Origin of the sequence: Aminicella lysinilytica, from assembly GCF_004362975.1 — a bacterium.
In the GTDB taxonomy this organism is placed as follows: domain Bacteria; phylum Bacillota; class Clostridia; order Peptostreptococcales; family Anaerovoracaceae; genus Aminicella; species Aminicella lysinilytica.
The window spans coordinates 12,785-34,483 of the sequence record NZ_SNXO01000021.1 but is presented as its reverse complement, the minus strand read 5'-3'; the positions used below and the strand labels follow the sequence as shown (position 1 = coordinate 34,483).

Genomic DNA, 21,699 nt, shown 5'->3' with positions numbered 1-21,699 from the left:
TCTAAAGCCTGAAGTTGTCAGGCAGGAGCTCTGTGAGCTCCGTTACAATTAGGTGATCTTCGTCGTCCCCGGTTATTACCTTCAGGTCCGGCGCGAACTCCGACAAAAACTGTCTGCATATGCCGCACATAGGCGCCCCGCCTCGGCTTGAGGCAATGGCAATGGCGGCAAAATCTTTGTGCCCCTCGGATACAGCCTTGACACAGGCCGTACGCTCGGCGCATATAGTAGCCCCAAATGAGGCATTTTCAACATTGACGCCCGTGAAGACCCGGCCGCTCTTAGTTAAAAGGGCCGCTCCTACGGTAAAATTCGAGTAAGGCGCGTAGGCATTGACCATGGCCGCCTTAGCCTCTCTGTATAATTCTTTTTTATCCATTACTGCCTCCCGATGCCCAGGGCGCTCATGACTTCTTCCTCGCGGCCGCGCATTTCCTTCTTGTCGGCCTCTGTCATGTGGTCGTAGCCAAGCAGGTGCAAAATGCTGTGGGTGAAGAGATATATGATCTCCCGCTGAAAGCTGTGGCCGAACTCCTCGGCCTGCTCGGCGGCTCTGTCCCGGCAGATGACCACATCGCCCAGTTCTATGACATCGCCGACCATGTCCGCCGTGTCTTCATACTGTGGAAATGACAGGACATCCGTGACGCTGTCTACGCCGCGATACTCCCGGTTCAGGTCATGGATCTCGTCCTGGCTCACAAAGGATACACTGACCTCGCAGATGCCTGCGTCCAGGCCTTCCCCGGTAACGCAAAGGTCTGCGGCTTTTTCCATAGTGGCCAGTATGTCTTCTGACACCTGTTCTTCGTCGTCAAAATATATCTTCATTATTCCTTGTCCCCCGGCTTGCTTCTATAATAACTGTCGTAAGCCTTGATTATGCGCTTGACCATCTCATGGCGCACTACGTCTACGTCTGTCAGGTAGCAGAAATCGATACCGTTGACGCCCTTCAGAATGTGACTGGCCTCTACAAGGCCGCTCTTCTTGCCCTTTGGCAGGTCGATCTGAGTCACGTCTCCGGTGACGACTACCTTGGAACCGAAACCCATTCTGGTCAGAAACATCTTCATCTGTTCCTGAGTGGTATTCTGGGCCTCATCCAGTATTATGAAGGCGTCGTCCAGGGTACGGCCTCGCATGTATGCGAGAGGCACTACCTCTATGGCTTCCTTCTCCTTAAGTCTCGTGGCATTCTCTCTGCCGAGAATGTCATAAAGTCCATCGTACAAAGGTCTCAGGTAAGGATCTACCTTTTCCTGCAGATCTCCCGGCAGGAATCCCAGGTTTTCACCGGCTTCAACGGCCGGTCTTGCCAGAATTATCTTCTGTACTTCTTTGTTCTTGAATGCGCTGATGGCCATAGCCACGGCAATATACGTCTTACCCGTTCCCGCAGGGCCGATGGCGAAGACTACGTCTCTGTTTTTAATGCTGTTTACGTATTCCTTCTGGCCTATGGTCTTAGGTTTGATAGGCTTGCCCTTGGTGGTAAAACAAATGACATCCTTGCTGACTTTCTGTTCGCTGTAGGAGAGTCCGCTCTCTTTCAGGGAAACTATGTAGTTGACCTTCTGCGCGTCGATGGTGTCGCCGCTCCTGACCAGAGTAATCAGTTCTCTGAGTATTTCCTCAGCCATTTCCGGCTTCTCGCCCTTCAATAACAGGCAATCATCCCGCTGGATTATCTCTACGCCTGTGCTTTCCTTGATTATATCAAGGTTGGCGTCAAGGTTGCCGAAAAGGTCTTCCATATCTATGGTATCGTCGATCTTAATCTTGCGTAATTCGTTGCTCAAATAGTATCTCCTTATAGTAAAAATGGCTGCGCAACAGCGTTACCGCCAATGCCCAGCCATAATTCGTCTTTATTCTTCGGAAAGAAATTTCATAACGACTTCTTTCACATCATTGCCATCGGCGAGGCCTTTGACCTTGCCCATAACGGGACCCATGAGTTTGCCCATGTTCTGCCTGCCCTTCTCAATGTTCAGGGAAGCAGCAGTCTCCTTGACAATTTCAGCGATCTTTTCTTTCGATAACTGCTCAGGGATGTATTTCTTAAGAACGTCTATCTCCGCGTTATATGCGTCAAACAGGTCTTTCCTTCCAGCTTTTTCAAAATCGGCGAGGGCATCCTTACGCATCTTGATCTGCTTCTGCAGAATTGCTACTATGCCGGCTTCGTCAAGTTCTTCTCTGTTGTCTACCTCGTACTGCTTGATAGCAGCTCTGGCAAGACTGATAGTGTTCTTAGCTATCTCATCGTGAGCTTTCATCGACTCCTTGAAGTCGCTCATCAATTCTTCTTTTAAGCCCATTTATATCACCTCGTTTCTACATGGTTTAAATGGCCTAAAAGACTAGTATTTCTTAGCCTTTTTCCTTGCGGCTTCAGACTTTTTCTTTCTCTTCACGCTTGGCTTTTCATAATGCTCTCTTTTTCTAACTTCTGCCATTACGCCGTCTCTTGCGCATGATCTCTTGAATCTCTTCAGAGCGCTCTCCAAGCTTTCGTTTTCTCTTACGATTACCTGTGCCATATCCCGATTCACCTCCTGCCTTAATTGAAATATTAAGCTGTGGATAGACTTATGCCTATAACGGTGATAATTATACTATTTTTGCGGAGATATAGCAAGTTGTTTTTTGAAAACCGCGGAAAATCAACACTGAAGCCGCGGAAAATCAGCCTGGTGGCCAGGTCATCTTACGTTTTCCAAGAATGTGGAAGTGAAGATGTTTGACGGTCTGGAAAGCGTCTTCGCCGTTATTGCTGACTACTCTGTATCCGTTTTCCAAGCCCAGATCTGCAGCGATCTCGTGGATCTTGAACATGATATATCCGAGAAGTTCCTGATCATCTTCAGTAACATCATCCAGAGACTCTATGTGTCTCTTCGGTATCACCAGAACATGGACAGGGGCCTGAGGTTCTGCGTCGTGGAAGCAGATGATCTTATCATCTTCATAAACCACATCGGTAGGTATCTCATGATTTGCTATCATGCAAAAAATACAATCTGCCATTATCTGCTCCTTTCCTGCCCGTGCGTTATCTCGCCGAGCATTCCGTCTTTATATTTCTTTAACAGCCTTACTTCGCAAAGCTCATTAAACATAGTTTCATCACCTTCCGCATAAACCTTGATATAGTTGTCCGTGTATCCGGTGATCATCTTATCTTCACAGGTCTCGAAGAGCACCCGCCTGCTGTCTCCGACGCAGTCATCAAAGAAATGCTCCGCAGTCGATTCCGCCGCCTCTATCAGTTCTTCGCTACGCTGGTTTTTCACTTCTCCCGGGATCTGGTCGCCCATTTCCGCGGCTTTGGTACCGCTGCGCATGGAATATTTGAAGGCGTGTACCTTGCAGAACTGCGCCTGGCGAGTCATTGCAACGCTATCCTGGAAATCCTCTTCAGTCTCTCCCGGAAAGCCTACTATTATATCTGTGGAAATCCCGTAGTGGGGATCAAAGTCCCTGAGCACATTGACGATCTCCAGGTAATCCTCTCTGGAATAGTGTCTGTCCATGAATCCCAGGATCCTGTCGGACCCGCTCTGGATCGACAGATGCAGGTGGTGACACAGTTTCTCATATCCCAGGAGCCCTTTGACGAACTCCGCATCGATGACTGTCGGTTCCAGAGAACTGAGTCTGATGCGAAAATCTCCTTCTATGGCGTTGAGTCTGGCTATGAGTGGCTCTATGGCCAGCTCGCCTTTGTCTGCCCCGTAAAGGGCCGTATTTATGCCTGTCAGGACTATCTCACGGTAACCTTTGTCCACCAGCCCGCGGACTTCGCGGACGATCTCGCCCTCGTCTCTGCTGCGGACCTGACCTCTTGCATAGGGTATGACGCAGTAGGAACAAAATCGATTGCATCCCTCCTGTATCTTTATGAATGCGCGGGTACGGGATTCCATGGCATCTATTACGCCCAGGTCTTCGTATTCTGACAGCTGGTCGTAGGGTTTGATGCTGATGGTCGCGGCATGCTGCGTCATGTAATCGTTAACAAAATCGAGCATGTGATGTTTCTCGTCTGTCCCGGCAACTATCTCCACGCCTTCTATAGCGGACACTTCGTCGGGCTTCATCTGCGCGTAGCAGCCTGTGACAGCCACTACAGCATCAGGATTTATTTTTCCTGCGTGCCTTATGAACTGCCGCGATTTGCGGTCGGCCATATTAGTCACCGTGCAGGTGTTTACTACGTATACGTCAGCGAAATCATCTTCGCCTACTATCTGGTATCCGCCACGGGCAAACTGCTCTTTCATGGCTTCTGTCTCATACTGATTGACTTTGCAGCCTAAAGTATGGAATGCAACTTTCATTATTTCCCCTTCCTCGCTACTATGCAGCACCATTCTCCCTTTCGATCTATCTCGACTATCTCAAAACCTGCTCCCTTAAGGGCCGCCTTGACCATGTCTTCTTTCTCAGTCAGTATTCCTGAAGAAATGTATATGCCGCCGTCTACGAGATGGGCAGGCACATCGGGCGATATCATGCATACCAGTTCCGCCATAAGGTTAGCTACTACCAGGTCTCCCCGGAAGTCCACACCTTCAGTCACGTCGCCGAAGCGAGCCGTGGCGTGATCCTCTACATGATTTTTGACAATGTTTTCATTGGCCACACGAACGGCTTCCCTGTCTATGTCCACACCGAGAGCCTGACCGGCTCCAAGAAGGATGGCCGCTATGGTCAGTATTCCCGAGCCGCAGCCGGCGTCCAGGACTTTGTCCCCCGGTTTCAGATATTTCTCTATCATTTCTATACACATGGAAGTGGTCTCGTGGGTGCCCGTACCGAAAGCCATGCCCGGATCTATTTCCAGAATGTGGTCGGCCGGTTCCCCCGTATATTCTTCCCATGTAGGTTTGATCACTATGTGTTCTGAAACTCTGAAAGGCTTGAAGTATTCCTTCCACTTGTCTTTCCACTGAGAATCGTCTCTGTCGTTTACGAGGATCTTCATGGACCCCAGGTCTACGCCCTTTCCGTCAGTCCCCGGACCGTAGGCTCCCGTAGCAGCAGCCACGACCATATCGGCCATATCCGCCCTGATTTCCTTTGCTTTCTCAAGACCCGCAGAGCCCTCCTCCAGATAAACTGTGACGACAGGCGCCTCCTGCATTTTCTCAACCACACTGTCATCAATGTAATCCCATGCATAGGTTTCCTTTTGTTCCATTATCTCCTGTATATCGTGGGGATCCGTCACCTCGGTATTGTCTATGCCCAGGGCCAGAAGCCTTGCGACTATCAGCTCGATGCCGGTCTCCGATGTTTCTATATTTATTTCTATGTATTTCACTTTTTCTACCTCCGGTCAGCACATCTATTATACCATTTGCCGCCATGAAGGTAAACCGTAAAAACTTCTGCCAGGAGCCTTTCACTGTGCTATAATGGTCACATGAAGAAGAACAAAGATTATTTTACAACAGGTGAATTTGCCAGGCTTTTCAACGTCAGCAAGCAGACGCTCTTTTACTATGACCGGATCGGCATCTTCAAGCCTGAATATACAGGGGAAAACGGCTACCGCTATTATTCCTTTACTCAGCTGGAGACCTTCGAGGTCCTGACTATGTTCAAGGAGCTGCGGGTGCCTCTGAAGGACATCAAGGCGCACATGGCCAACCGGTCGCCGGAGGCTCTCATTAAGCTGCTCAACGACAGGCGTGATGACATAGATCAGGGTATTCGCCGGCTGGAATTTGCCAGGCGCTATATAGACGAGAAAATCGATGTTACAGAAGAGGGGATCCACGCTCATCTGGGGGAGATCGCCTTCGAGGATATCGATGAAGAATATCTGGTCATAACCGATTATACGGGGCCCGAGGATGAGCGCGATGTTGCGGAAGCAGTCTCGGAGCATTTCAGTTACTGCCGCAGTCTTGATCTTTCCAGCGCCCATGCTATCGGAGGCATGATCCCTGTGGACGGCGTCAAAGAGAACAGCTACCACTATTCTAAGTTCTATACGGTCGTCGACAAGGATTCTCTCAGATCCTCCGGCTATAAGGATGTCTATGTGGACTCCAAAGGCCGCTATCTGACCATCTACGACGATCACGGCTATGATAAAGTTCTGGAACTGTGCAAGAAACTGATCGCATACGCGAAAGAGAATCACCTGCAACTAGATGATTCTCTTTACGAAGATCTTATCTTAGACGACCTTTCAGTCAATGGGTACTACCATTATATGGTCAAGGTTTCGGTCCGTGTCCTTTGATTTCTGCCAGCAACACTGTCGGTTCTGCCGTCAGTGTTTTTTATTGTGCTTTACAAATTTCTTCCCGAAGACATCCTCGAATTCCTTCAGATCAACTTCTATGCCCTTTGCGCGATTCTCCAGAGCATCCATTATGCGCTGGAAGCTGTGCTTGTTGATAGGGTGATTGGCGATGACCACAGCCACCAGGATCATGCAGATCCCCGGCAGCAGCGTGAAGCAGTTGCTGACCCATGACAGAGCCATATCGCTTTGTGCATGGACGCTCTCGTTGAAGCCCGCCGTCTGAAGTATTATGCCCAGGATCAGAGAGCCTACGGCCGTGGAAACTGATTCAGACAAAGCCTGCAGCGAGATGACCTGCCCGGAATGTTTCTCGCCGGATGCCAGTTCTTCTGCCTCGCAGACGTCGTAGATCATAGACGGCATCAGCTGCCAGTAGCAGGTGTTGCCTATGGAATATATGAAGCACAGAACGCAGCAGGCCATGAATGAATCCACGCCGATGAATCTGGCTCCTATGAGCATCACTCCTGTGGCTCCTACGCCTATCATGAATACGTCTTTCTTGTCGGATAATCCGCAGATGAACGCAACCACCGGCGTCAGAGCTATGCCCACGATGGTTATTACCAGCATTATCAAGGAGATCTGCCCTGCCGATAATCCCAGGTTATACGTGAAATAGTAAACTCTGTCCGATGAGAAGAATGTGTTGGCTACCAGGTACAAAAGGCTGGCGCCGATTATGAATCTGATGGGCCTGAGTTTCAGGATCATTAAATATTCCCTGAACATGCAGGCGATCTTCCTGGCTGTGAATACCTTTTCCCGATTTGGGTCCTTCACGAAGTTTTTCACATCGCTCTTCTTGATAGTCAGGGCGCAGATGAGCAGAGCTCCTCCGCTGAGTACGCCTACGACTATGCCCAGCATTGACCAGGACGTCTCGACAGATCTGCCCATGTTCATGAGCCAGTCGACCATTATGGTCGGCAAAACCATTCCAAGGGCCATGCCTACCTGGTTGAACAGATATGCGTATGATCTCAGTACCGTTCTTTCGTGGTAATCCTCGGTCAGGTCTGAGCCCCAGGCCATATATGGCACAAAGAACAGCGCAAAGGCCTGCCAGAATAGCAGCGTCATGGCGGTATAATATATTATCTTCACGGTATAGCTTGCGTCTATGGCCGTGAACAAAAGGCTTGTGACTATGGCTACAGGAAAGGCCGCGGCCATGAGGAAAGGTTTTCTCTTTCCGAAGCGCGAGCATGTGTTGTCGGAGAGGAATCCCGTGACCGGGCCGCACATGGCTTCCCACACTGATCCCAGGGCGACGATGGTCCCTGCTGCCGCCGGCCTGATTCCGGCTACTGATGTCAGGAAAAATAAGAGGAATGTTCCGACCAGCGTGTACATTGCATTGTCAGCAACTCCCCCGATTCCATAAGATAACTTTGTATGGAATCTCAATTTCATAAATAAGCACCTCCCTGCTTATTTATACTATAAAGTATATAGTTACTATATAGTCAAGTGTTTTTTTCGGATACTCCGCATTTCGCTTGTCCTCGTGCGCGAACAGCCATATAGTCTCACTCGTAAAGAACAGAATATGCCGCGAACTTGACGAAAACTCTGAAATTCTCTACGAGAATTTCCAATGGTGACTTTGTCGGAACAATTGTGCAAGCACATTGTTCCTCATATGTCACCATTGTTTCGTCATCAAACATCGCGGCATATTAGGCTGTTCTTTTTACTCGTCTGCGGCTATGGCTGTATCTGCTCCTGCGGAATCGCGTAATGCGGAGCATCCGAAAATTACCAAAAGAATCCTCGATTTTAACTTTAGTTCTCCACCAGTTCTAATGCTTGTTGCATAAAAAAAGAGGCCCGCGCCTCTTTTCTTTATCGTTTATTCAGCTTCTTCGTATACGCTGTTGATCCTGCTGCCGATATAATCCGAAACCTCGTCCATAGACATGTGCAGAGCTGCTGCTATCTCTCCAAACAGAAGGTCTTCAGCCCTCTTCAGGAATTTCTTGTCTATCTGCCCCAAGTGTCTGTTCTGCTTCATAGCATCAACTTTCTTCTTGTGAATAGACTTAGTCAATTTAATGAGATCTACACATTTATGAGTATCGATTACTGACTGATAATGCTTGGAAAGCTGCTGTATACTGCTGCTCTTATATATTTCTGTATGCACTTCAGGCATGATATCTATAAGATCATTGGCTTCGTCTTCTGAAATGACTGGCCTCATAAAGACCTTATCATTGTCTATCGGCGCATATATAGTTCCGCTCTGATAAAGCGGTTGCAGTACATAATATAGCCTGTCTTCGTCAGGATCCTCGAACTCCGGTTTAGTAATTGCTTCGACTTTGCAGACCCCTGTTCCTCCGTACATGATCAGGTCGTCTACTTCAAACATCACTACATCTCCCTTCACTAATAAGAGGGCAAAATTACCCCAATGATATTATACACCTTTTTGTGACTAATTGTAAGGGGGAATTTAATAGTAGACATATGATGTTTAAAATCACCGGGACACTAAATATGTCGCTGAAGGAACTCGGATCAGTGTCCGGCCCTCGGATAAGGCACTCCGGACACTAAATACCGGCGCCACAGACATCTGGGACACTAAATATGTCGCTGAAGGAACTTGGATTAGTGTCCGGCCCTCGGATAAGGCACTCCGGACACTAAATACCGGCGCCACAGGCATCTTGGACACTAAATATGTCGCTGAAGGAACTTGGATTAGTGTCCGGCCCTCGGATAAGGGGCCCCTGACACTAAATACCGGCGCCACAGACATCTGGGACGCTAAATATGCCGCTGAAGGAACTCAGATTAGTGTCCGGCCCTCGGATAAGGCACTCCGGACACTAAATACCGGCGCCACAGACATCTGGGACACTAAATATGTCGCTGAAGGAACCCGGATTAGTGTCCGGCCCTCGGTGGCAGTATTTCCATGGCAAAAAAAAGGCGGCAACGCCTTAAAATGTTGCCACCTCTGGGTCTGCAGGGTCTACTTTCTGTACCTCAGTACAGTAGAGCACAGGTCCCTTTGTATTCTCATAGACAGGGTCGACTTCAACCTTTATCTTTGCTTTGACAGTCACCCACTGGCCGTTTTCAAGCTTGGCTGCTTCCTTTGTCCACTTGCAGACCAGGCCTGCGAACTGAATGTCCTGGACGCAGCACGTCATTACGTGACGGCCGAAGACGAACTTGTCGTCAGGTATCTCGCCGCCTGTAACGGCACGGCCCTTGACCTTGATAGTCAGACCGTCGTATTTATCCTGATCCTCGTTGATGTCTCTGTACCACTCGGCGTAATCCTCATCCTTGATGGTGACTACCGGAGCCTTCAGATCGAAGGGTAGCGGATCCTGGATATTATCCATTTCCACATCGTCGCGACCGTACTCGTAGAGTATCTGGCTCTTACGGTTGGCAACCCGGACTATCTTATGAAAGGCCATCTTGTCGAAGCCGCCGCGGACGCAGCGATTGAACACGACTACCTCAGCGCTCTTCAGCTTGTCGAAGACCAACTGACGCATGTTGTCGTTGTATGTGATGAAAGTCGTTGCGTCAGCAAACATCATTTCCTGATATGTGATCCACTCCTGAGGCATAGCCTGATAGAGGCTGTCCAGGTTCCACATGCCGTTCCACTCTACTATAACACGCTCAACCTTATGCTTTTTCTGCAGACTGCTTAGCAGTTTCTCGTTTATATCTTCCTCATTTTCAATTTTCTCAAAGAATACATTGGTGCCGAAGAATCTGCTAGGGTGATATTCTTCCTCGCCTTCCTCGCACAAAAGGAAGAGGGTACGCTCTCCCGCATTGAAATCGTCCCCCTCCAAAGCATCCTGTATGAACGTTGTCTTACCTGATTCAAGGAATCCGGTAAACAAATATACTGGTATTTCCATTTTGCCTCCTGTTTACATTAAGTCGAATCCCGAGATCCCGGTCTTTACATGCCGAAGAGCTCCTTGATGCGATCCTGATCGATGCCTGCGCCTATGACGCAGATCATACCTGTAGTCTCCGCGCTGCCGGTTCTTACGTCCGGTTCGCCCGGTACATAGTCGAAGTGGATCCACTGTCCGTCTTCGCCTTCTACGATGCCCTTGGCTCTCAGTACCTGTCCTACTTCCGCTATATTCTGCAGGCCTTCCAGGGCTTTTCGGATCTGATCTTTAGTATATTTATGAGTAGTCTCGGCCCCGAAGTCTTCGAAGACCTCATCTGCATGATGATGACCGTCGTGATGATGGTGATGATGATGCTCGTGTTCATCATGGTCGTGGTCGTGATGATGCTCATGTTCATCGTGGTCGTCATGATCATGGTGATGCTCATGTTCATGGTGATCGTGATGATGCTCATGACCTTCATGTTCATGCTCGGCCTCATGCTCAGCCTGCTCCTTATATGCTTCCTCACGCAGATGCTCAAGCTCCGCCGACAAAGTTTTCTTTTGTTCCATGATCTCAAGGATCTGCGAGCCCTTGATCTCGTCCCACGGTGTCGTCACAATAGACGCCTCCGCATTATGCTCGCGAAGTACAGCAACGCACTGATCCAGTTTGCCCTGTGACAGACCGTCTGTGTGGCTCAGAATTATCGAGCTTGCGTTTTCTATCTGGTTGTTGAAAAACTCTCCGAAGTTCTTCATATACATCTTGCATTTCTTGGCGTCTACAACTGTTGTAAAGCCGTTGAGCTGGATCCTGTCGTTTTTCAGATCCTGGACCGCGATTATAACGTCGCTGAGTTTGCCTACGCCGGAAGGCTCGATGAGGATCCTGTCCGGGTCGTACTGGTCGATGACCTGATTCAGGGCTTTTCCGAAGTCTCCCACCAGTGTGCAGCAAATGCAGCCTGCGCTCATTTCATTTATCTTGACGCCTGTATCCTTCAGAAACCCGCCGTCTACTGCGATCTCGCCGAACTCATTCTCGATGAGGACGATCTGCTCGTCACCGTAGGCTTCCTCAATGAGTTTCCTGATAAGTGTCGTCTTGCCGGCTCCAAGAAAGCCGGAGAAAATATCAACTTTTGCCATAAAATAACCATCTCTTTCTTTGTTGATTAGTGCCGGGGCGTACCCGAGGCACAGAATTATTATACCACACAAGGCAAGCAGTAAAACAGACGGACCTGAGCCCGCCTGCAATTTTTAATAATATGCCTTCACGTGGTCTTCTACTATTTCCATGACCTTGTCCCAGCCTTCCACACACTGCCAGTCTGGGCCGATGTTAGCCGTGACAAGATCGTAAATGTACTTTTTGTAATATTCAATAGCCGCCTCGTAGTCCATGCCCTGGCCCTGCAGGTCCGCTACGTCGCTTTCGGCAAACTCTACGGTTATGCCGCAGCGCTTCCGCCGACTTTCTTCCCTGCCCTTGGGAAAGTCGTAGACCGTCACGTCTACGTTGTTGACAAAGGGTTTGTCGGGGGTCAATGCTAACTCTTTCATTCTTTATTCTCCAGTATCTCCCTGGCAAACTTTCTGATTTCCTCCAGGTCTTCGGTGCTCATGGATCTCAATGGATCCACCAGGCTGAGGGTAGCTATCAGGTTTGTCTTTTTCAGGTATTTATCCAGTTTGGCAAGGCACTTGTCCACATTGCCTGAGGAGCTGTTGATGAACAAAGCGATATTTTTGCCTTTTAGTTTATGTGCCAGCATGAAGGTCCGCAGTGGCGGAGCGAAGGTTCCGGCCCACACAGGGGTCCCGAAAATTATCGTGTCGTATTCCTTAGGCTCGAAGTCGTAAGCCTTCAGTTCAGGCTTGGCTCCGAAGGTTGCCGCGGCGCCGCCTTTGACGAATTTCATAGGTTCCTTGTCCACATAGGGCTTCTTAGGCTCCAGACGGATAACGTCCAGGTCAGCCTGATTTCCGATTTCCTCGGCTATTCTGTTAGCCACATAATCGGTATTTCCGTTGAGGGAAAAATAAACAAGAGCTGTTTTCTTGGGTTTTCTTCCTATCATTTCTTACCCTCCTCATCTTCATGGGGCGTTATATCATCCAAGATCTTCTTGCAGGCCAGTTTCTGAGCGTAACTTGATACAGCCAGCCTGAGGGCTTCCTGGGCTAGTTCTTCCTCGGAAGCATTATCCTTGATGCTGTCCGCTACCTTATTATACTCCTCATCGAGGACTTTGTTGTAATTGTTATAGAAATCTTCTATGCTGCGGTGCTCCATCTGGTTGGACAGAAGCACGCCGGCCTCGCCTACGCTGAGGACCTGCTTCAGAAGACAGATGGCTGTAAGATATCCAATGTGCTCACGGTCGTACTTCTTGCCGTGGGCCCTTGGCAAAAGGCCGCTTTTAATGTAGTTGTTTATCATCGCTGAAGTCAGCGACTCCTCATCGTCGTCCAGTTCCAGTCCGATGTGCTGTCTGGTCATATAGCTGATGACCTGATCCATGTAGAGATCGATGTCCGGGATCTGTTCCCATTTCTCCGGTCTGGACTCCTTCAGTTTCACCTTCAGTTCTTCTATCTTTTCCATAGTTGCTCCCCTTAATAATTTATATGATGATATTATAAAACTTTTTAAGTTTTTTTGCAATAACGTGTTGACATTTTCGATATTCTTAAATATAATATTCAATATCAGATTATAAAGTATTTAATATCTCGTAAGGGGGTAATTAGAATGAATATATGCGTTTTCGGTGATTCGATCACCAAGGGAGTGGTTTTCGACGAAGCAAAGGGGAAGTATGTCTTCCTGAAAGATAGCTTCATCAACCTGACTTCCGCAGATACCGGCGTTAAAATCAAGAACTTCGCTAAATTCGGAAGCACCACAGTCAAGGGCTCTGAAATAATGAATAAACATGAGGATACTCTGGGTGACTATGACTATACTCTGTTGGAATTCGGCGGCAACGACTGTGACCTTTTGTGGAATGAGATCGCGGAAACTCCGCAGGATGAACATCTGCCTCTGGTTCCCTTAGATAAATTCAGACAGCTTTATCTTTCCATGATAGCCAGGGTAAGAGCCGCAGGCAGCACGCCTGTAATGATGTCTCTTCCTCCTCTTGTAGCTGATAAATTCTTCGGCTGGGTATCAAAGGGACTTGATAAAGACAACATCCTTGAGTTTCTTAAGGGCGACAAGGAATACATATACCGCTGGCATGAGGGATACAATGATATGGTAAATGAAATAGCCAGGGAACAGAATGTGCCTGTCATCGACATAAGGAGTGCAGTCCTCCAACAGCCGGACTATGAATCTCTGGTATGCTTAGACGGCATGCATCCAAATGGCAAGGGCCATAAAGTCATAGCCGATTATCTGGAAAAGGCCATAGAAGATCTTTTTCGCAGTAACAACGCGGCAGATCAGAAAGCCTGTTAACAATTGAAAATATCGCTTCACAGGAAACCGGTGAGTTTTCTTTCTCTACAGTCCCGGTAGTCTTGTGAGGCGATTATTTTATTGGTTCTGCTGCGCCTATTTTGTCATTTGTCTGACTCGTTCTGATATTTCTTCAAGTTCTTCTCTGGAAAGATCAGGTAACCGCTCTAATTTATCCATAAACAAGGTAACAGATTCTTTTCGATTTTCCTTTACGACATCAATATAATAGCTGGTAACTATGCCCGGTATTATGGCAAGCACCAGCAGAGCCTGAAGCGTCACTACTATGGTGACGATCCTGCCTATTACCGTTACCGCTGCAAAATCTCCAAATCCTATGGTAAAAATACTGACGCATGTGTACCACAAAGCATCCCCGTATCTGTTGATGTCCGGCTCCACAAGGCAAAGGATCAATGCGCTTACAAAAACCGAAACCAACAAACTGTAAACAAGACGTTCGGCATGGGTGCGTTTGATTATCGTCCACAAAAATCTGACTCTCTTAATTTTTCTCATCTCCACGCTTCTCCTTTCTTCCTATGGCCGGTACCAGGCTTCCCGCATAAGCTCCTGCTATCAAAGGCAAAACTATACTGACAGGGAAGCACAGGAACAGCACTCCCACTACGGCTACAGGCTTTCTCATAATGTAACCGCACGACGACGCAACTACAGGTTAAAGAAGATATTGACACAGCCAAGTATAAATCCTATCAACGCTCCCAGATTTACGATGGCATTGAGTTCCTTCTTCATTACTGACAGCGCAAGTTCCTCAACTTCGCCCGCATCCATGGAATCCATCTTATCTTTGACGATCTGAGCAATATCAATATTCTTCAGTATAGATTCAAGGCGCTTCTTTATAAACACTTCGTAAGCGTTGACCATAGACTGCCCCACATCTATACCGGACTTTTCGATGGCCGTAAACAGATCGCCCACAGTCTTCTCCTCGAAGGACTGGAACTCCTCGTGGATTTTCTGTTTCACAAGTTCCACGCCACGTTCCTTGACCATAGCGTCTACCTTATCGCTTATTGGCGATATCAGCGTGTAGAGAAACTCGTCGCTAAATAGCCTGGTAACCACAGAGCCTACCCTTTGTTCCTTGATGGCGTTGATAGCCTCGTCAGCGACCAGCCTGCCTATGTCCATTTCAATGACCTTCTGAGCTATGACGCTGGCGACCTTATCCTCACCCTTCTCCAGCATACCGTCGAATTCGTCTCCGTCTACATAGAAGATTATGACGTCGCGGACAAGCCGTTCATCCTGAGATTCCTTGCGGATGACAGCATTGATCCTCAGGCGGAGTTTTTCCTTAAGTTCCGGCGCTAACAAAGTCTTCTCCAGGGCTTCCTGTGTCAGCAGACCTCCGCCTACGGCGTTGCCCACGGCAACGGCTATGCGGTCTTTACTCTTGGGGATTATGCCAGGGGTGAATGGCAGCCTTTTTCCGAAGACATATATGGGCTCCAGAGGTCTGAAAAGCATCTTGACTGCTATATAATTCGTACAATATCCAATTATGGCACCGATTATCGGGCCTGCTATTAATGACCAGTTCATTAACTATTCCTTCTTTCAGATTATAGATATGCCGGTGTCCGCATCCGGAACATCGGTCTTATGTACTGCCAGGGCCCTGGTCAGAGCCAGCACTACTACTGTCACGGCCACAGCCATTATGACCCGGTACTTCAGTTCATTGGGCAGGGTAAATACATCAGATGGCAGAATCGCTATAACATTATTCAGCATGTGGGCTCCTATGCAGACCCACAGACTGCCGAATTTTTCCATGAGCAGGGCCAGTAACAGGCCCAGTATGAACGTACTTATTCCCTGGATCAGGTCCATATGGATCACGGCCCATAGCAGAGATGAAATGATAGCCGCAAGCCAGAACCCATGTCCGGATCTGACCGCCTTGAATACGACTCCACGGCACATGATCTCTTCGGCAACAGGCGCCGCAACCACCAACCACAGGATCTCTATGATACCCATGTTACCGGTCCCGAGGCCGAAGGCCGACGAATACTCACTGTAGTTTTCCGGCATGAGACCAGCGAGGATCGTCCCCGTCAGAATGCCAAGGAGCAAAAAACTCACCAGTCCTGCCACTATAAATGGTGTCTCATGTCTTACTGAGATGCCCGGCTTGCCTCCGAAAGGATCCAGATCTTTGAACAATAACAAAAATACCACTATAAGTACCGCATCAACAGCCAGACTGCTGATAACGGTGACAGAGTTGGTGCTCATGTCTGTGGCGGCAGTCAGGGCCGGCATAAGCGCCATAGCTCCAAGAGCGAAGGTCACCAGATATATGACCACTACCTCTACTATTATTGTCAGGCATTTTCTATCGTCGATTTTCCCCATGGATCCTCCTTCTGAATTACCTTATTCTAACCCCGCAGGCCATTCATTGCAAGAAAAAAAGAGCACCTGTACGCCAGATGCTCTGTAAAATCCTGCAAATTACTCAGTAACTTTCTCTTCGTCTTTTGCGTCTTCCTTAGTATCTTCTTCAGCCTCTTCAGCATCGTCATCCTCTTCATCAGCTGCGATAGCTGCTTCAATAGGATTCTCTTTCTTTGCTTTAGCATCAGTTTTCTTCTCTTCGATTGTCTTAGCTTCCTTCGGCTCTCCTCTGAAGATCTTATTAACAAGTGCTGCAAGTATACCACCAACCAGCGGTCCAACGATGAATACCCAAACCTGAGTAATGGCTGTGCTCAGCTGTACGATAGCAGGTCCGAATGCTCTTGCCGGATTGGCTCCGCCGCCTGTGAACGGGACTGAGAACAGATAAACGGCAACCAGCGCAAGTCCGATGACGATACCGCTGACAGCAGTCTTTTCCTTCTTGTCAGTAGCTCCCAGGAATACCAGTACAAACAGGAATGATGTTACAAGTTCAAGTCCAAGAGCCATCCAGATAGTGATTCCGAAAGTACTTGAATCTCCGTAAGCGCAAGCGTCTAGAGAAGTTCTTCCCTGAACGAACAGTGCCAGAAGTCCTGCTCCTGCAACAGCTCCGACTAACTGTGCGATGATATATCCGAAGAAGTCCTTGACTCCCATTCCCTTATTGATCAAAACAGCAAGAGAAACTGCCGGGTTCAGGTGGCATCCGGAAACGCTTCCGAAAGCGTAGTACATGGCGATGTAAGTAACGCCAAATGCTACTGCGATGGTCAATGTCGTGAAAGCCACAGGCAATCCCATGCCCAGTGCCGTGAACAAAGCGTTGGCTCCAACTGCCGTTCCGCAGCCGATCAGTGCCAAAGCTAAAGTCCCAATAAATTCAGCTAAATATTTCTTCATTATTTCCTCCTCGAAGACGTTTATTTTTATAATAGCGGTGCCCTTCTTCACAGGCACTAGTCCATTATAGTACGGTTTTATGTTGATTCTGTAAATAATGGCAATTCAAACGGTGTTTTTTAGTGTTTTTCGTTCAAAATATCCCTTATTACCTGTCCGGCCATAAGCAATCCCGCTACAGGCGGAACGTAGCTAATGCTTCCGGGGGTCCTCTGGCCGGTCTTTACCGGCTCTTCTTTAGAGAACAAAACTTTCACATCAGTGATCCCGCGGTCGCGAAGCTCCTTGCGCATGACTCTCGCCAAAGGGCAGACGCTGGTCTTGGAAATGTCCGCGATCTGAAACCGGCCGGCATCCATTTTGTTCCCGGTGCCCATGGCTGAGATCACCGGCGTCCCTGCATCTTTGCAACGGGCGATGATGTCCACCTTGGCGGCCACAGTATCGATGGCGTCTACCACATAGTCGAAATTGCTGAAATCGAAAAGTCCGGCAGAATCATCATCCGGCAGATAGAAACAATCGTATCCGGTTAATTTGCAATTGGGATTTATGGACCTTATCCTGTTCATCATAACTCTTATTTTCTCCCTGCCTATGGTGTCCCTTGTGGCTATGATCTGACGATTTATATTAGTCTCGTCGATTTCATCATTATCTACTATATCAAGGGCGCCGACTCCTGCTCTGGCCAGGGCCTCGCAGACGTATCCGCCCACGCCGCCTAAGCCGAAAACCAGTATCCTGGCTCCTGCCAGCCTGTCAACACCCTCATCGCCTATAAGTAATCTGGTTCTTTCATCGAAGCTCATATTTAAGTTCTCCTAGTATTTCATAAATGACAGTCGACGAATATCCGTAACTGTCCAGTTTTCTGGCTATGCGCCCGCGGATCTTTTCCGACACGGGATCATCCCAGGTCAGATCAGCCATGCGAAGTATCTTGGCAGCCTCAGCCCTGGCCATACGCTCTTCGCTGAAATCCACGTCGTCCTCAGCCTCGTAATCATCGAAAGCATTCTCCATAACGTCGGCATCGACGCCCTTCTTGCGAAGCTCGGCAAAAGCCCTGCGCTTACCTTTGTTCCTGCCGAATGCGTACTCGAAGTACTCCCTGCAAAAACGGCTGTCGTTAAGATAGCCGTCTTCCTTAAGCATAGCGATAACTCTGCTGACGTCTTCCTGCGGAAAGCCTTTCTTAGCCAGGTAGTTGGTCAGTTCCACCACTGACATGCTCCGCTCCGTAAGCTTCCTGGCGGCAGTATCTTCAATATTCATAGCTGCTCCCTGCCGATGGCACTATGCACCGGTCGCCTAAGCGCTCCTTCAGCATGATGATGGCGTCTATGCCCGTGCAGTGGACAGGCGCTACCATATCCGGATCTTCGGCCATGACCTTGTCAACGACTTCCCGTCTCACTTCGTCTGTGGCGCCGAAAAGATGCATGCCTGCTATGAGACCTGCGATGCGCTCTCCAGGGAATAACTTTTTCGCATAATCAAGAGCCGCTATGACACCTTTGTGGCTGCAGCCGGAAAACACGAAAACCCCCTCGCTGCCGTTTCTGATGGCCAGGAACTGTTCGTGATCCATGGGATCAGGGTTCAGAACGCCGTCGATATCCTTGATATAGAATTTCTCCGTAGGCGCACTGCCCGGCACATCAGGTATGGTCCCGGACACGACTATATCGTCAGTCAGCCAGCATGGCCCGTCTGTCAGTGTCAGTCTAGTCCTGACATGTTCTTTTTCCTCCTCGGTCCACAAAATGCTGCATGGATGTTTGTCCATCTTGCCCCTGGTGGTGCCGTAGGTTTCCCTGAAGGCGTTCTTATGGATGTACACCTGAGCTTTATCGTTCAGGACGGTGAACCTGGGTACGCCGCCGGTGTGGTCGTAATGGCCGTGACTGATGACGCAGGCGTCTACGTCTTCCAGGTCAACGTGCTTTCTGCGGGCATTTTTCTCAAAGAGATCGGAGGCGCCCGTATCGAACAAAATGTTCATAGCAGGTGTCTCTATGTATACGGACAGGCCGAACTCTGCGTCGCAGGCCGGGTCGTCCGTCTTGTTTTCCGACAAAAAAGTAAACTTTATCATCCTAATATCCTCATTTCATAGTCTCTGGCATCTTCGCTGCATATGGCGCATTTCATACTGTCCGAAATCTCTATCTCTCTGAAGCAGTAATCCTTGCCGTCAAATGTGCCCGAGTCTTCCATTACCGACGGCATATTGCCGAACATACCCTCGCCGGTCATCTTGCAGTAGGCCTCTTTTCTAACCCATATATGGAAGAAACCATCCAAGCCATTTTCACTCACATATTGCTGCTCGTCGTCAAGATAGTATCTTTGGGATATGGCCTCGTGATCGCATTTTCTCATTTCCTGTATGTCAAGTCCACAGGGTCTGTCAGAAAACATGCACATCCACATCTTGCCTGTGTGGGAAAGAGAAAACTCCAGATCCATGTCGACGAAGTAGGGCTTGCCTTTCTCGTCTCTGGTGATTTCGGATCTATCGTAGTCGAATTCAATGCCGTTTTCTGCGCAGTGTCTGGCTGCAGCGCTTCTGATCATGTCGAAGCCGGCATCGCCGGTGGCGAACTGGCCATCATAAATGTAAATTGAATCCATCAGTACCTCCTGAAATTGCGGTATCATATTTTAATATTACTCATTGGCGGGCTGTGACACACGGGGACTGCTTGTCCTCGTCACGAACAGTCACTGTTTCCTTGCTCGCCAAGAGCAGAACGCGCTGTGAACTTGTCGAAATGTTTTAAAGCATCGTCGATGCTTTTGCATGATGACGCGGTCATTAGTATGTGAACATGCTAATGACCATGCCATCATGCATTTCGACTTCAGACAGCACAGCGCGTTTAACTGCCCTTGTTGCTCCCATCGTCAGTGACTGTACTCGTTCCTGCGGAATCGCCGCCCCGCGTGTCACAGCCCGCCAATGGTATTTTTTACATAAACCGCAATTTCAGAGGCACTGACAATTCAACTGTCGTGCCTTTACCGGTGTAGTATGAAATGTGCGGTTTAAAAAGAGCTGTTGTGAAAACAACAGCTCAAACTTTCTCGGTTTCTATTTCTGGTTTGCCAGTCTGTCAAGGACTCGCTGATATCCGTCAGCTCCGTAAACCAGGCATTTATTGATTCTGCTGATAGTCGCAGTAGAAGCCTTGGTCACCTCTTCGATTTCACTGTAGGTCCTCTTCTGTGACAGTAGCTTGGCTACCTGAAGTCTCTGAGCTATTGCGTGTATTTCATTGATCGTGCAGATATCTTCAAAAAATCTATAGCAGTCTTCTCTGTCTTTCAATGTCAATACCGCGTCGAAAAGCTCATCAATATCGTCACGCTTAAACTTTGATTCATATGCCATTTCTGTGACTCCTTTCTTTACCCTTTACTAAAGTGAAAGTATATCACTTTTACGCGTTAAAGTCAATAAGCCACGTCTTTAATTCACCTTACTTCAACAGCTGAATAGCCTTCTTCAACTGATAATCTGTTGTTGATCCACTCTTCAGTTTCACCTGATAATCAGGTTTGACTCCGATCTTGTGTATCTTATGTCCATCAGGCGAGAAATACTGCTGGATAGTCAGCTTGAAAGCAGATCCATCCTTGAAGGTATACTCTTCCTGTATTATTCCCTTGCCGAAGGTAGTCGTACCTACCAGCTTGCCGCCCTTGTTGTCCTTAATGGCCGACGCCAGTATCTCCGATGTGCTGGCTGTGTTCTTATCTACCAGCAGCACATACTTGAGTTTGGTACAGCTCTCCTTGGAGTTGTAATATGTCTTCTTGCCGTCCCTGTCCTTCACGTAGGTTATGGTGCATTCCGGCAGAAGCATATCGGCGATCTTGATACCCTGCTGAGTATATCCGCCTCCGTTCTGTCTGATATCTATGACAAGTCCCTTGACGTTTTTATTTTCCATGGACTTGAGTTCTGTCTTGAATTCATCTGCGGTGTTTTCAGAGAATGACGATATCCAGATGTATCCGATATTCCCTTTGAGCACGGAACTGAATACGGAATCCTCCGTGATCTCAGCCCTTGTCATTGTAACAGTCTTAGTCGCACTTTTGCGCGAATAAGTAACCTTTACCTTGGAGCCTTCCTTGCCCCTCATGGCGCTCTTGACTTTGTTCACATCAGTGTAAACCTTGCCGTTGACCTTCAGGATCACATCGCCCCTCTTTAGTCCGGCCGACTGAGCCGGGCTGTCAGAGAACACCTTTCTGATTATGTATTTGTTCTTGCCGTATTTTTCATAGCTTATGCCTATGCCGTAGAAAGTACCGTTGACATAACTGTTCCATTCTTCTGCTTCCGACTTGGTCATATATGTGGAATACTGATCATCAAGACTGTTGAAAAGTCCCTTGTATATGGCGTTCATCTGCTTGGCCTTGCTTACCTTCCACAGACCGTTATCATTGATCTCCGTCTGCAGGGCGTACAACTTGGAATAGTCCTTGGATATAGTCTTCATCTTCTCATAACTGGAAGCTTTGACTACGGTAAAGTCATTGATTTTTGCTACTGCAAAAAATCCCGCAGTAGCCACCAGAAGTGTTCCTATGATCACCGCGGCTATTATGGCCACGAATCTGCTTTTCTTGATTTTTATCATA

The 21,699-nt window shown here is 48.3% G+C and carries 27 protein-coding genes and 1 pseudogene; 2 read left to right on the top strand and 26 right to left on the bottom strand.

All coding sequences use genetic code 11. The features are described from left to right. Position 1 precedes the first annotated feature (1 nt). From cdd to prmA, 8 genes and pseudogenes are all read right to left on the bottom strand, one after another. Positions 2 to 502, bottom strand: coding sequence for a cytidine deaminase (gene cdd, locus EV211_RS06680; RefSeq protein WP_330564613.1), 501 nt, complete (start codon positions 500 to 502; stop codon positions 2 to 4). Further along, positions 403 to 831: pseudogene (gene ybeY / locus EV211_RS06675) on the bottom strand (rRNA maturation RNase YbeY); the annotation flags it as partial. The gene cdd and the pseudogene ybeY, both read right to left, overlap by 100 nt. Next, positions 831 to 1,802, bottom strand: a complete 972-nt coding sequence (locus tag EV211_RS06670) for a PhoH family protein (RefSeq protein ID WP_330564610.1) — start codon at positions 1,800 to 1,802, stop codon at positions 831 to 833. The pseudogene ybeY and the gene EV211_RS06670, both read right to left, overlap by 1 nt. Before the next feature lie 69 nt (positions 1,803 to 1,871). After that, positions 1,872 to 2,324: a GatB/YqeY domain-containing protein gene (locus tag EV211_RS06665; protein ID WP_133528648.1), complete on the bottom strand. Its 453-nt coding sequence runs from the start codon at positions 2,322 to 2,324 to the stop codon at positions 1,872 to 1,874. A gap of 42 nt (positions 2,325 to 2,366) precedes the next feature. Next, positions 2,367 to 2,546 carry a 30S ribosomal protein S21 gene (gene rpsU / locus EV211_RS06660; RefSeq protein ID WP_034819698.1) on the bottom strand — a complete coding sequence of 60 codons (180 nt, stop codon included), beginning with the start codon at positions 2,544 to 2,546 and terminating at the stop codon, positions 2,367 to 2,369. Positions 2,547 to 2,691: 145 nt separating this feature from the next. Next, positions 2,692 to 3,033 carry a histidine triad nucleotide-binding protein gene (locus tag EV211_RS06655; protein WP_133528647.1) on the bottom strand — a complete coding sequence of 114 codons (342 nt, stop codon included), beginning with the start codon at positions 3,031 to 3,033 and terminating at the stop codon, positions 2,692 to 2,694. Continuing rightward, entirely contained in the window at positions 3,033 to 4,346 is a 1,314-nt protein-coding gene (gene mtaB / locus EV211_RS06650; protein WP_166635392.1) for a tRNA (N(6)-L-threonylcarbamoyladenosine(37)-C(2))-methylthiotransferase MtaB, read from the bottom strand. Before mtaB ends, EV211_RS06655 begins: the two co-directional genes overlap by 1 nt. Next, positions 4,346 to 5,332: a 50S ribosomal protein L11 methyltransferase gene (gene prmA, locus EV211_RS06645; protein ID WP_133528645.1), complete on the bottom strand. Its 987-nt coding sequence runs from the start codon at positions 5,330 to 5,332 to the stop codon at positions 4,346 to 4,348. The genes mtaB and prmA overlap by 1 nt, the downstream gene beginning before the upstream one ends. Before the next feature lie 102 nt (positions 5,333 to 5,434). Between prmA and EV211_RS06640 the strand changes: the two genes are divergently transcribed. Then, positions 5,435 to 6,262, top strand: coding sequence for a MerR family transcriptional regulator (locus EV211_RS06640; protein WP_133528644.1), 828 nt, complete (start codon positions 5,435 to 5,437; stop codon positions 6,260 to 6,262). Positions 6,263 to 6,292: 30 nt separating this feature from the next. Here the strand turns inward: EV211_RS06640 and EV211_RS06635 are convergent, their stop codons facing one another. From EV211_RS06635 to EV211_RS06605, 7 genes are all read right to left on the bottom strand, one after another. Then, on the bottom strand, positions 6,293 to 7,744 hold the full coding sequence (locus EV211_RS06635; protein ID WP_133528643.1) for an MFS transporter: 1,452 nt from the start codon (positions 7,742 to 7,744) through the stop codon (positions 6,293 to 6,295). A 439-nt stretch (positions 7,745 to 8,183) separates the two neighbouring features. Continuing rightward, positions 8,184 to 8,705, bottom strand: a complete 522-nt coding sequence (locus tag EV211_RS06630; RefSeq protein WP_133528642.1) for a CarD family transcriptional regulator — start codon at positions 8,703 to 8,705, stop codon at positions 8,184 to 8,186. Between the two features lie 577 nt (positions 8,706 to 9,282). Beyond that, entirely contained in the window at positions 9,283 to 10,230 is a 948-nt protein-coding gene (locus tag EV211_RS06625) for a TIGR03943 family putative permease subunit (RefSeq protein ID WP_133528641.1), read from the bottom strand. A gap of 44 nt (positions 10,231 to 10,274) precedes the next feature. Beyond that, positions 10,275 to 11,369 carry a CobW family GTP-binding protein gene (locus EV211_RS06620; protein ID WP_133528640.1) on the bottom strand — a complete coding sequence of 365 codons (1,095 nt, stop codon included), beginning with the start codon at positions 11,367 to 11,369 and terminating at the stop codon, positions 10,275 to 10,277. 114 nt (positions 11,370 to 11,483) lie between these two features. Beyond that, positions 11,484 to 11,786: a hypothetical protein gene (locus EV211_RS06615; protein ID WP_133528639.1), complete on the bottom strand. Its 303-nt coding sequence runs from the start codon at positions 11,784 to 11,786 to the stop codon at positions 11,484 to 11,486. Continuing rightward, complete coding sequence (locus tag EV211_RS06610) at positions 11,783 to 12,304, bottom strand: flavodoxin family protein (protein ID WP_133528638.1); 522 nt, start codon at positions 12,302 to 12,304, stop codon at positions 11,783 to 11,785. Before EV211_RS06610 ends, EV211_RS06615 begins: the two co-directional genes overlap by 4 nt. Next, entirely contained in the window at positions 12,301 to 12,831 is a 531-nt protein-coding gene (locus tag EV211_RS06605) for a DUF1836 domain-containing protein (protein WP_133528637.1), read from the bottom strand. The genes EV211_RS06610 and EV211_RS06605 overlap by 4 nt, the downstream gene beginning before the upstream one ends. A gap of 147 nt (positions 12,832 to 12,978) precedes the next feature. Between EV211_RS06605 and EV211_RS06600 the strand changes: the two genes are divergently transcribed. Next, positions 12,979 to 13,692 (top strand): SGNH/GDSL hydrolase family protein, encoded by a 714-nt coding sequence (locus EV211_RS06600; protein ID WP_133528636.1) that lies wholly within the window; start codon positions 12,979 to 12,981, stop codon positions 13,690 to 13,692. Positions 13,693 to 13,788: 96 nt separating this feature from the next. Here EV211_RS06600 and EV211_RS06595 read toward each other — a convergent pair whose 3' ends face one another. From EV211_RS06595 to EV211_RS06550, 11 genes are all read right to left on the bottom strand, one after another. Next, positions 13,789 to 14,214: a potassium channel family protein gene (locus tag EV211_RS06595; RefSeq protein WP_243108556.1), complete on the bottom strand. Its 426-nt coding sequence runs from the start codon at positions 14,212 to 14,214 to the stop codon at positions 13,789 to 13,791. Next, positions 14,201 to 14,344: a hypothetical protein gene (locus EV211_RS10715; protein ID WP_166635391.1), complete on the bottom strand. Its 144-nt coding sequence runs from the start codon at positions 14,342 to 14,344 to the stop codon at positions 14,201 to 14,203. Before EV211_RS10715 ends, EV211_RS06595 begins: the two co-directional genes overlap by 14 nt. Positions 14,345 to 14,367: 23 nt before the next feature. Next, positions 14,368 to 15,270 carry a DUF445 domain-containing protein gene (locus tag EV211_RS06590; protein WP_133528635.1) on the bottom strand — a complete coding sequence of 301 codons (903 nt, stop codon included), beginning with the start codon at positions 15,268 to 15,270 and terminating at the stop codon, positions 14,368 to 14,370. A gap of 15 nt (positions 15,271 to 15,285) precedes the next feature. Further along, positions 15,286 to 16,089: a CPBP family intramembrane glutamic endopeptidase gene (locus EV211_RS06585; RefSeq protein WP_133528634.1), complete on the bottom strand. Its 804-nt coding sequence runs from the start codon at positions 16,087 to 16,089 to the stop codon at positions 15,286 to 15,288. A gap of 99 nt (positions 16,090 to 16,188) precedes the next feature. After that, positions 16,189 to 17,037: an aquaporin gene (locus EV211_RS06580; protein ID WP_133528633.1), complete on the bottom strand. Its 849-nt coding sequence runs from the start codon at positions 17,035 to 17,037 to the stop codon at positions 16,189 to 16,191. A gap of 119 nt (positions 17,038 to 17,156) precedes the next feature. Further along, positions 17,157 to 17,849: a tRNA threonylcarbamoyladenosine dehydratase gene (locus EV211_RS06575; RefSeq protein WP_133528632.1), complete on the bottom strand. Its 693-nt coding sequence runs from the start codon at positions 17,847 to 17,849 to the stop codon at positions 17,157 to 17,159. After that, positions 17,836 to 18,315, bottom strand: a complete 480-nt coding sequence (locus EV211_RS06570; protein WP_133528631.1) for a regulatory protein RecX — start codon at positions 18,313 to 18,315, stop codon at positions 17,836 to 17,838. Before EV211_RS06570 ends, EV211_RS06575 begins: the two co-directional genes overlap by 14 nt. Continuing rightward, the gene (locus EV211_RS06565) at positions 18,305 to 19,138 is read right to left on the bottom strand and encodes an MBL fold metallo-hydrolase (protein WP_133528630.1); all 834 of its coding nucleotides are present in this window, start codon (positions 19,136 to 19,138) and stop codon (positions 18,305 to 18,307) included. Before EV211_RS06565 ends, EV211_RS06570 begins: the two co-directional genes overlap by 11 nt. Continuing rightward, a complete protein-coding gene (locus EV211_RS06560) occupies positions 19,135 to 19,677 on the bottom strand; it encodes a 4'-phosphopantetheinyl transferase family protein (RefSeq protein ID WP_166635390.1) in 543 nt (180 codons plus the stop codon). Before EV211_RS06560 ends, EV211_RS06565 begins: the two co-directional genes overlap by 4 nt. 460 nt (positions 19,678 to 20,137) lie before the next feature. Further along, a complete protein-coding gene (locus EV211_RS06555) occupies positions 20,138 to 20,437 on the bottom strand; it encodes a YerC/YecD family TrpR-related protein (RefSeq protein WP_133528628.1) in 300 nt (99 codons plus the stop codon). A gap of 88 nt (positions 20,438 to 20,525) precedes the next feature. Next, positions 20,526 to 21,698 (bottom strand): S41 family peptidase, encoded by a 1,173-nt coding sequence (locus EV211_RS06550; RefSeq protein ID WP_133528627.1) that lies wholly within the window; start codon positions 21,696 to 21,698, stop codon positions 20,526 to 20,528. Between the last annotated feature and the right edge of the window lies 1 nt (position 21,699).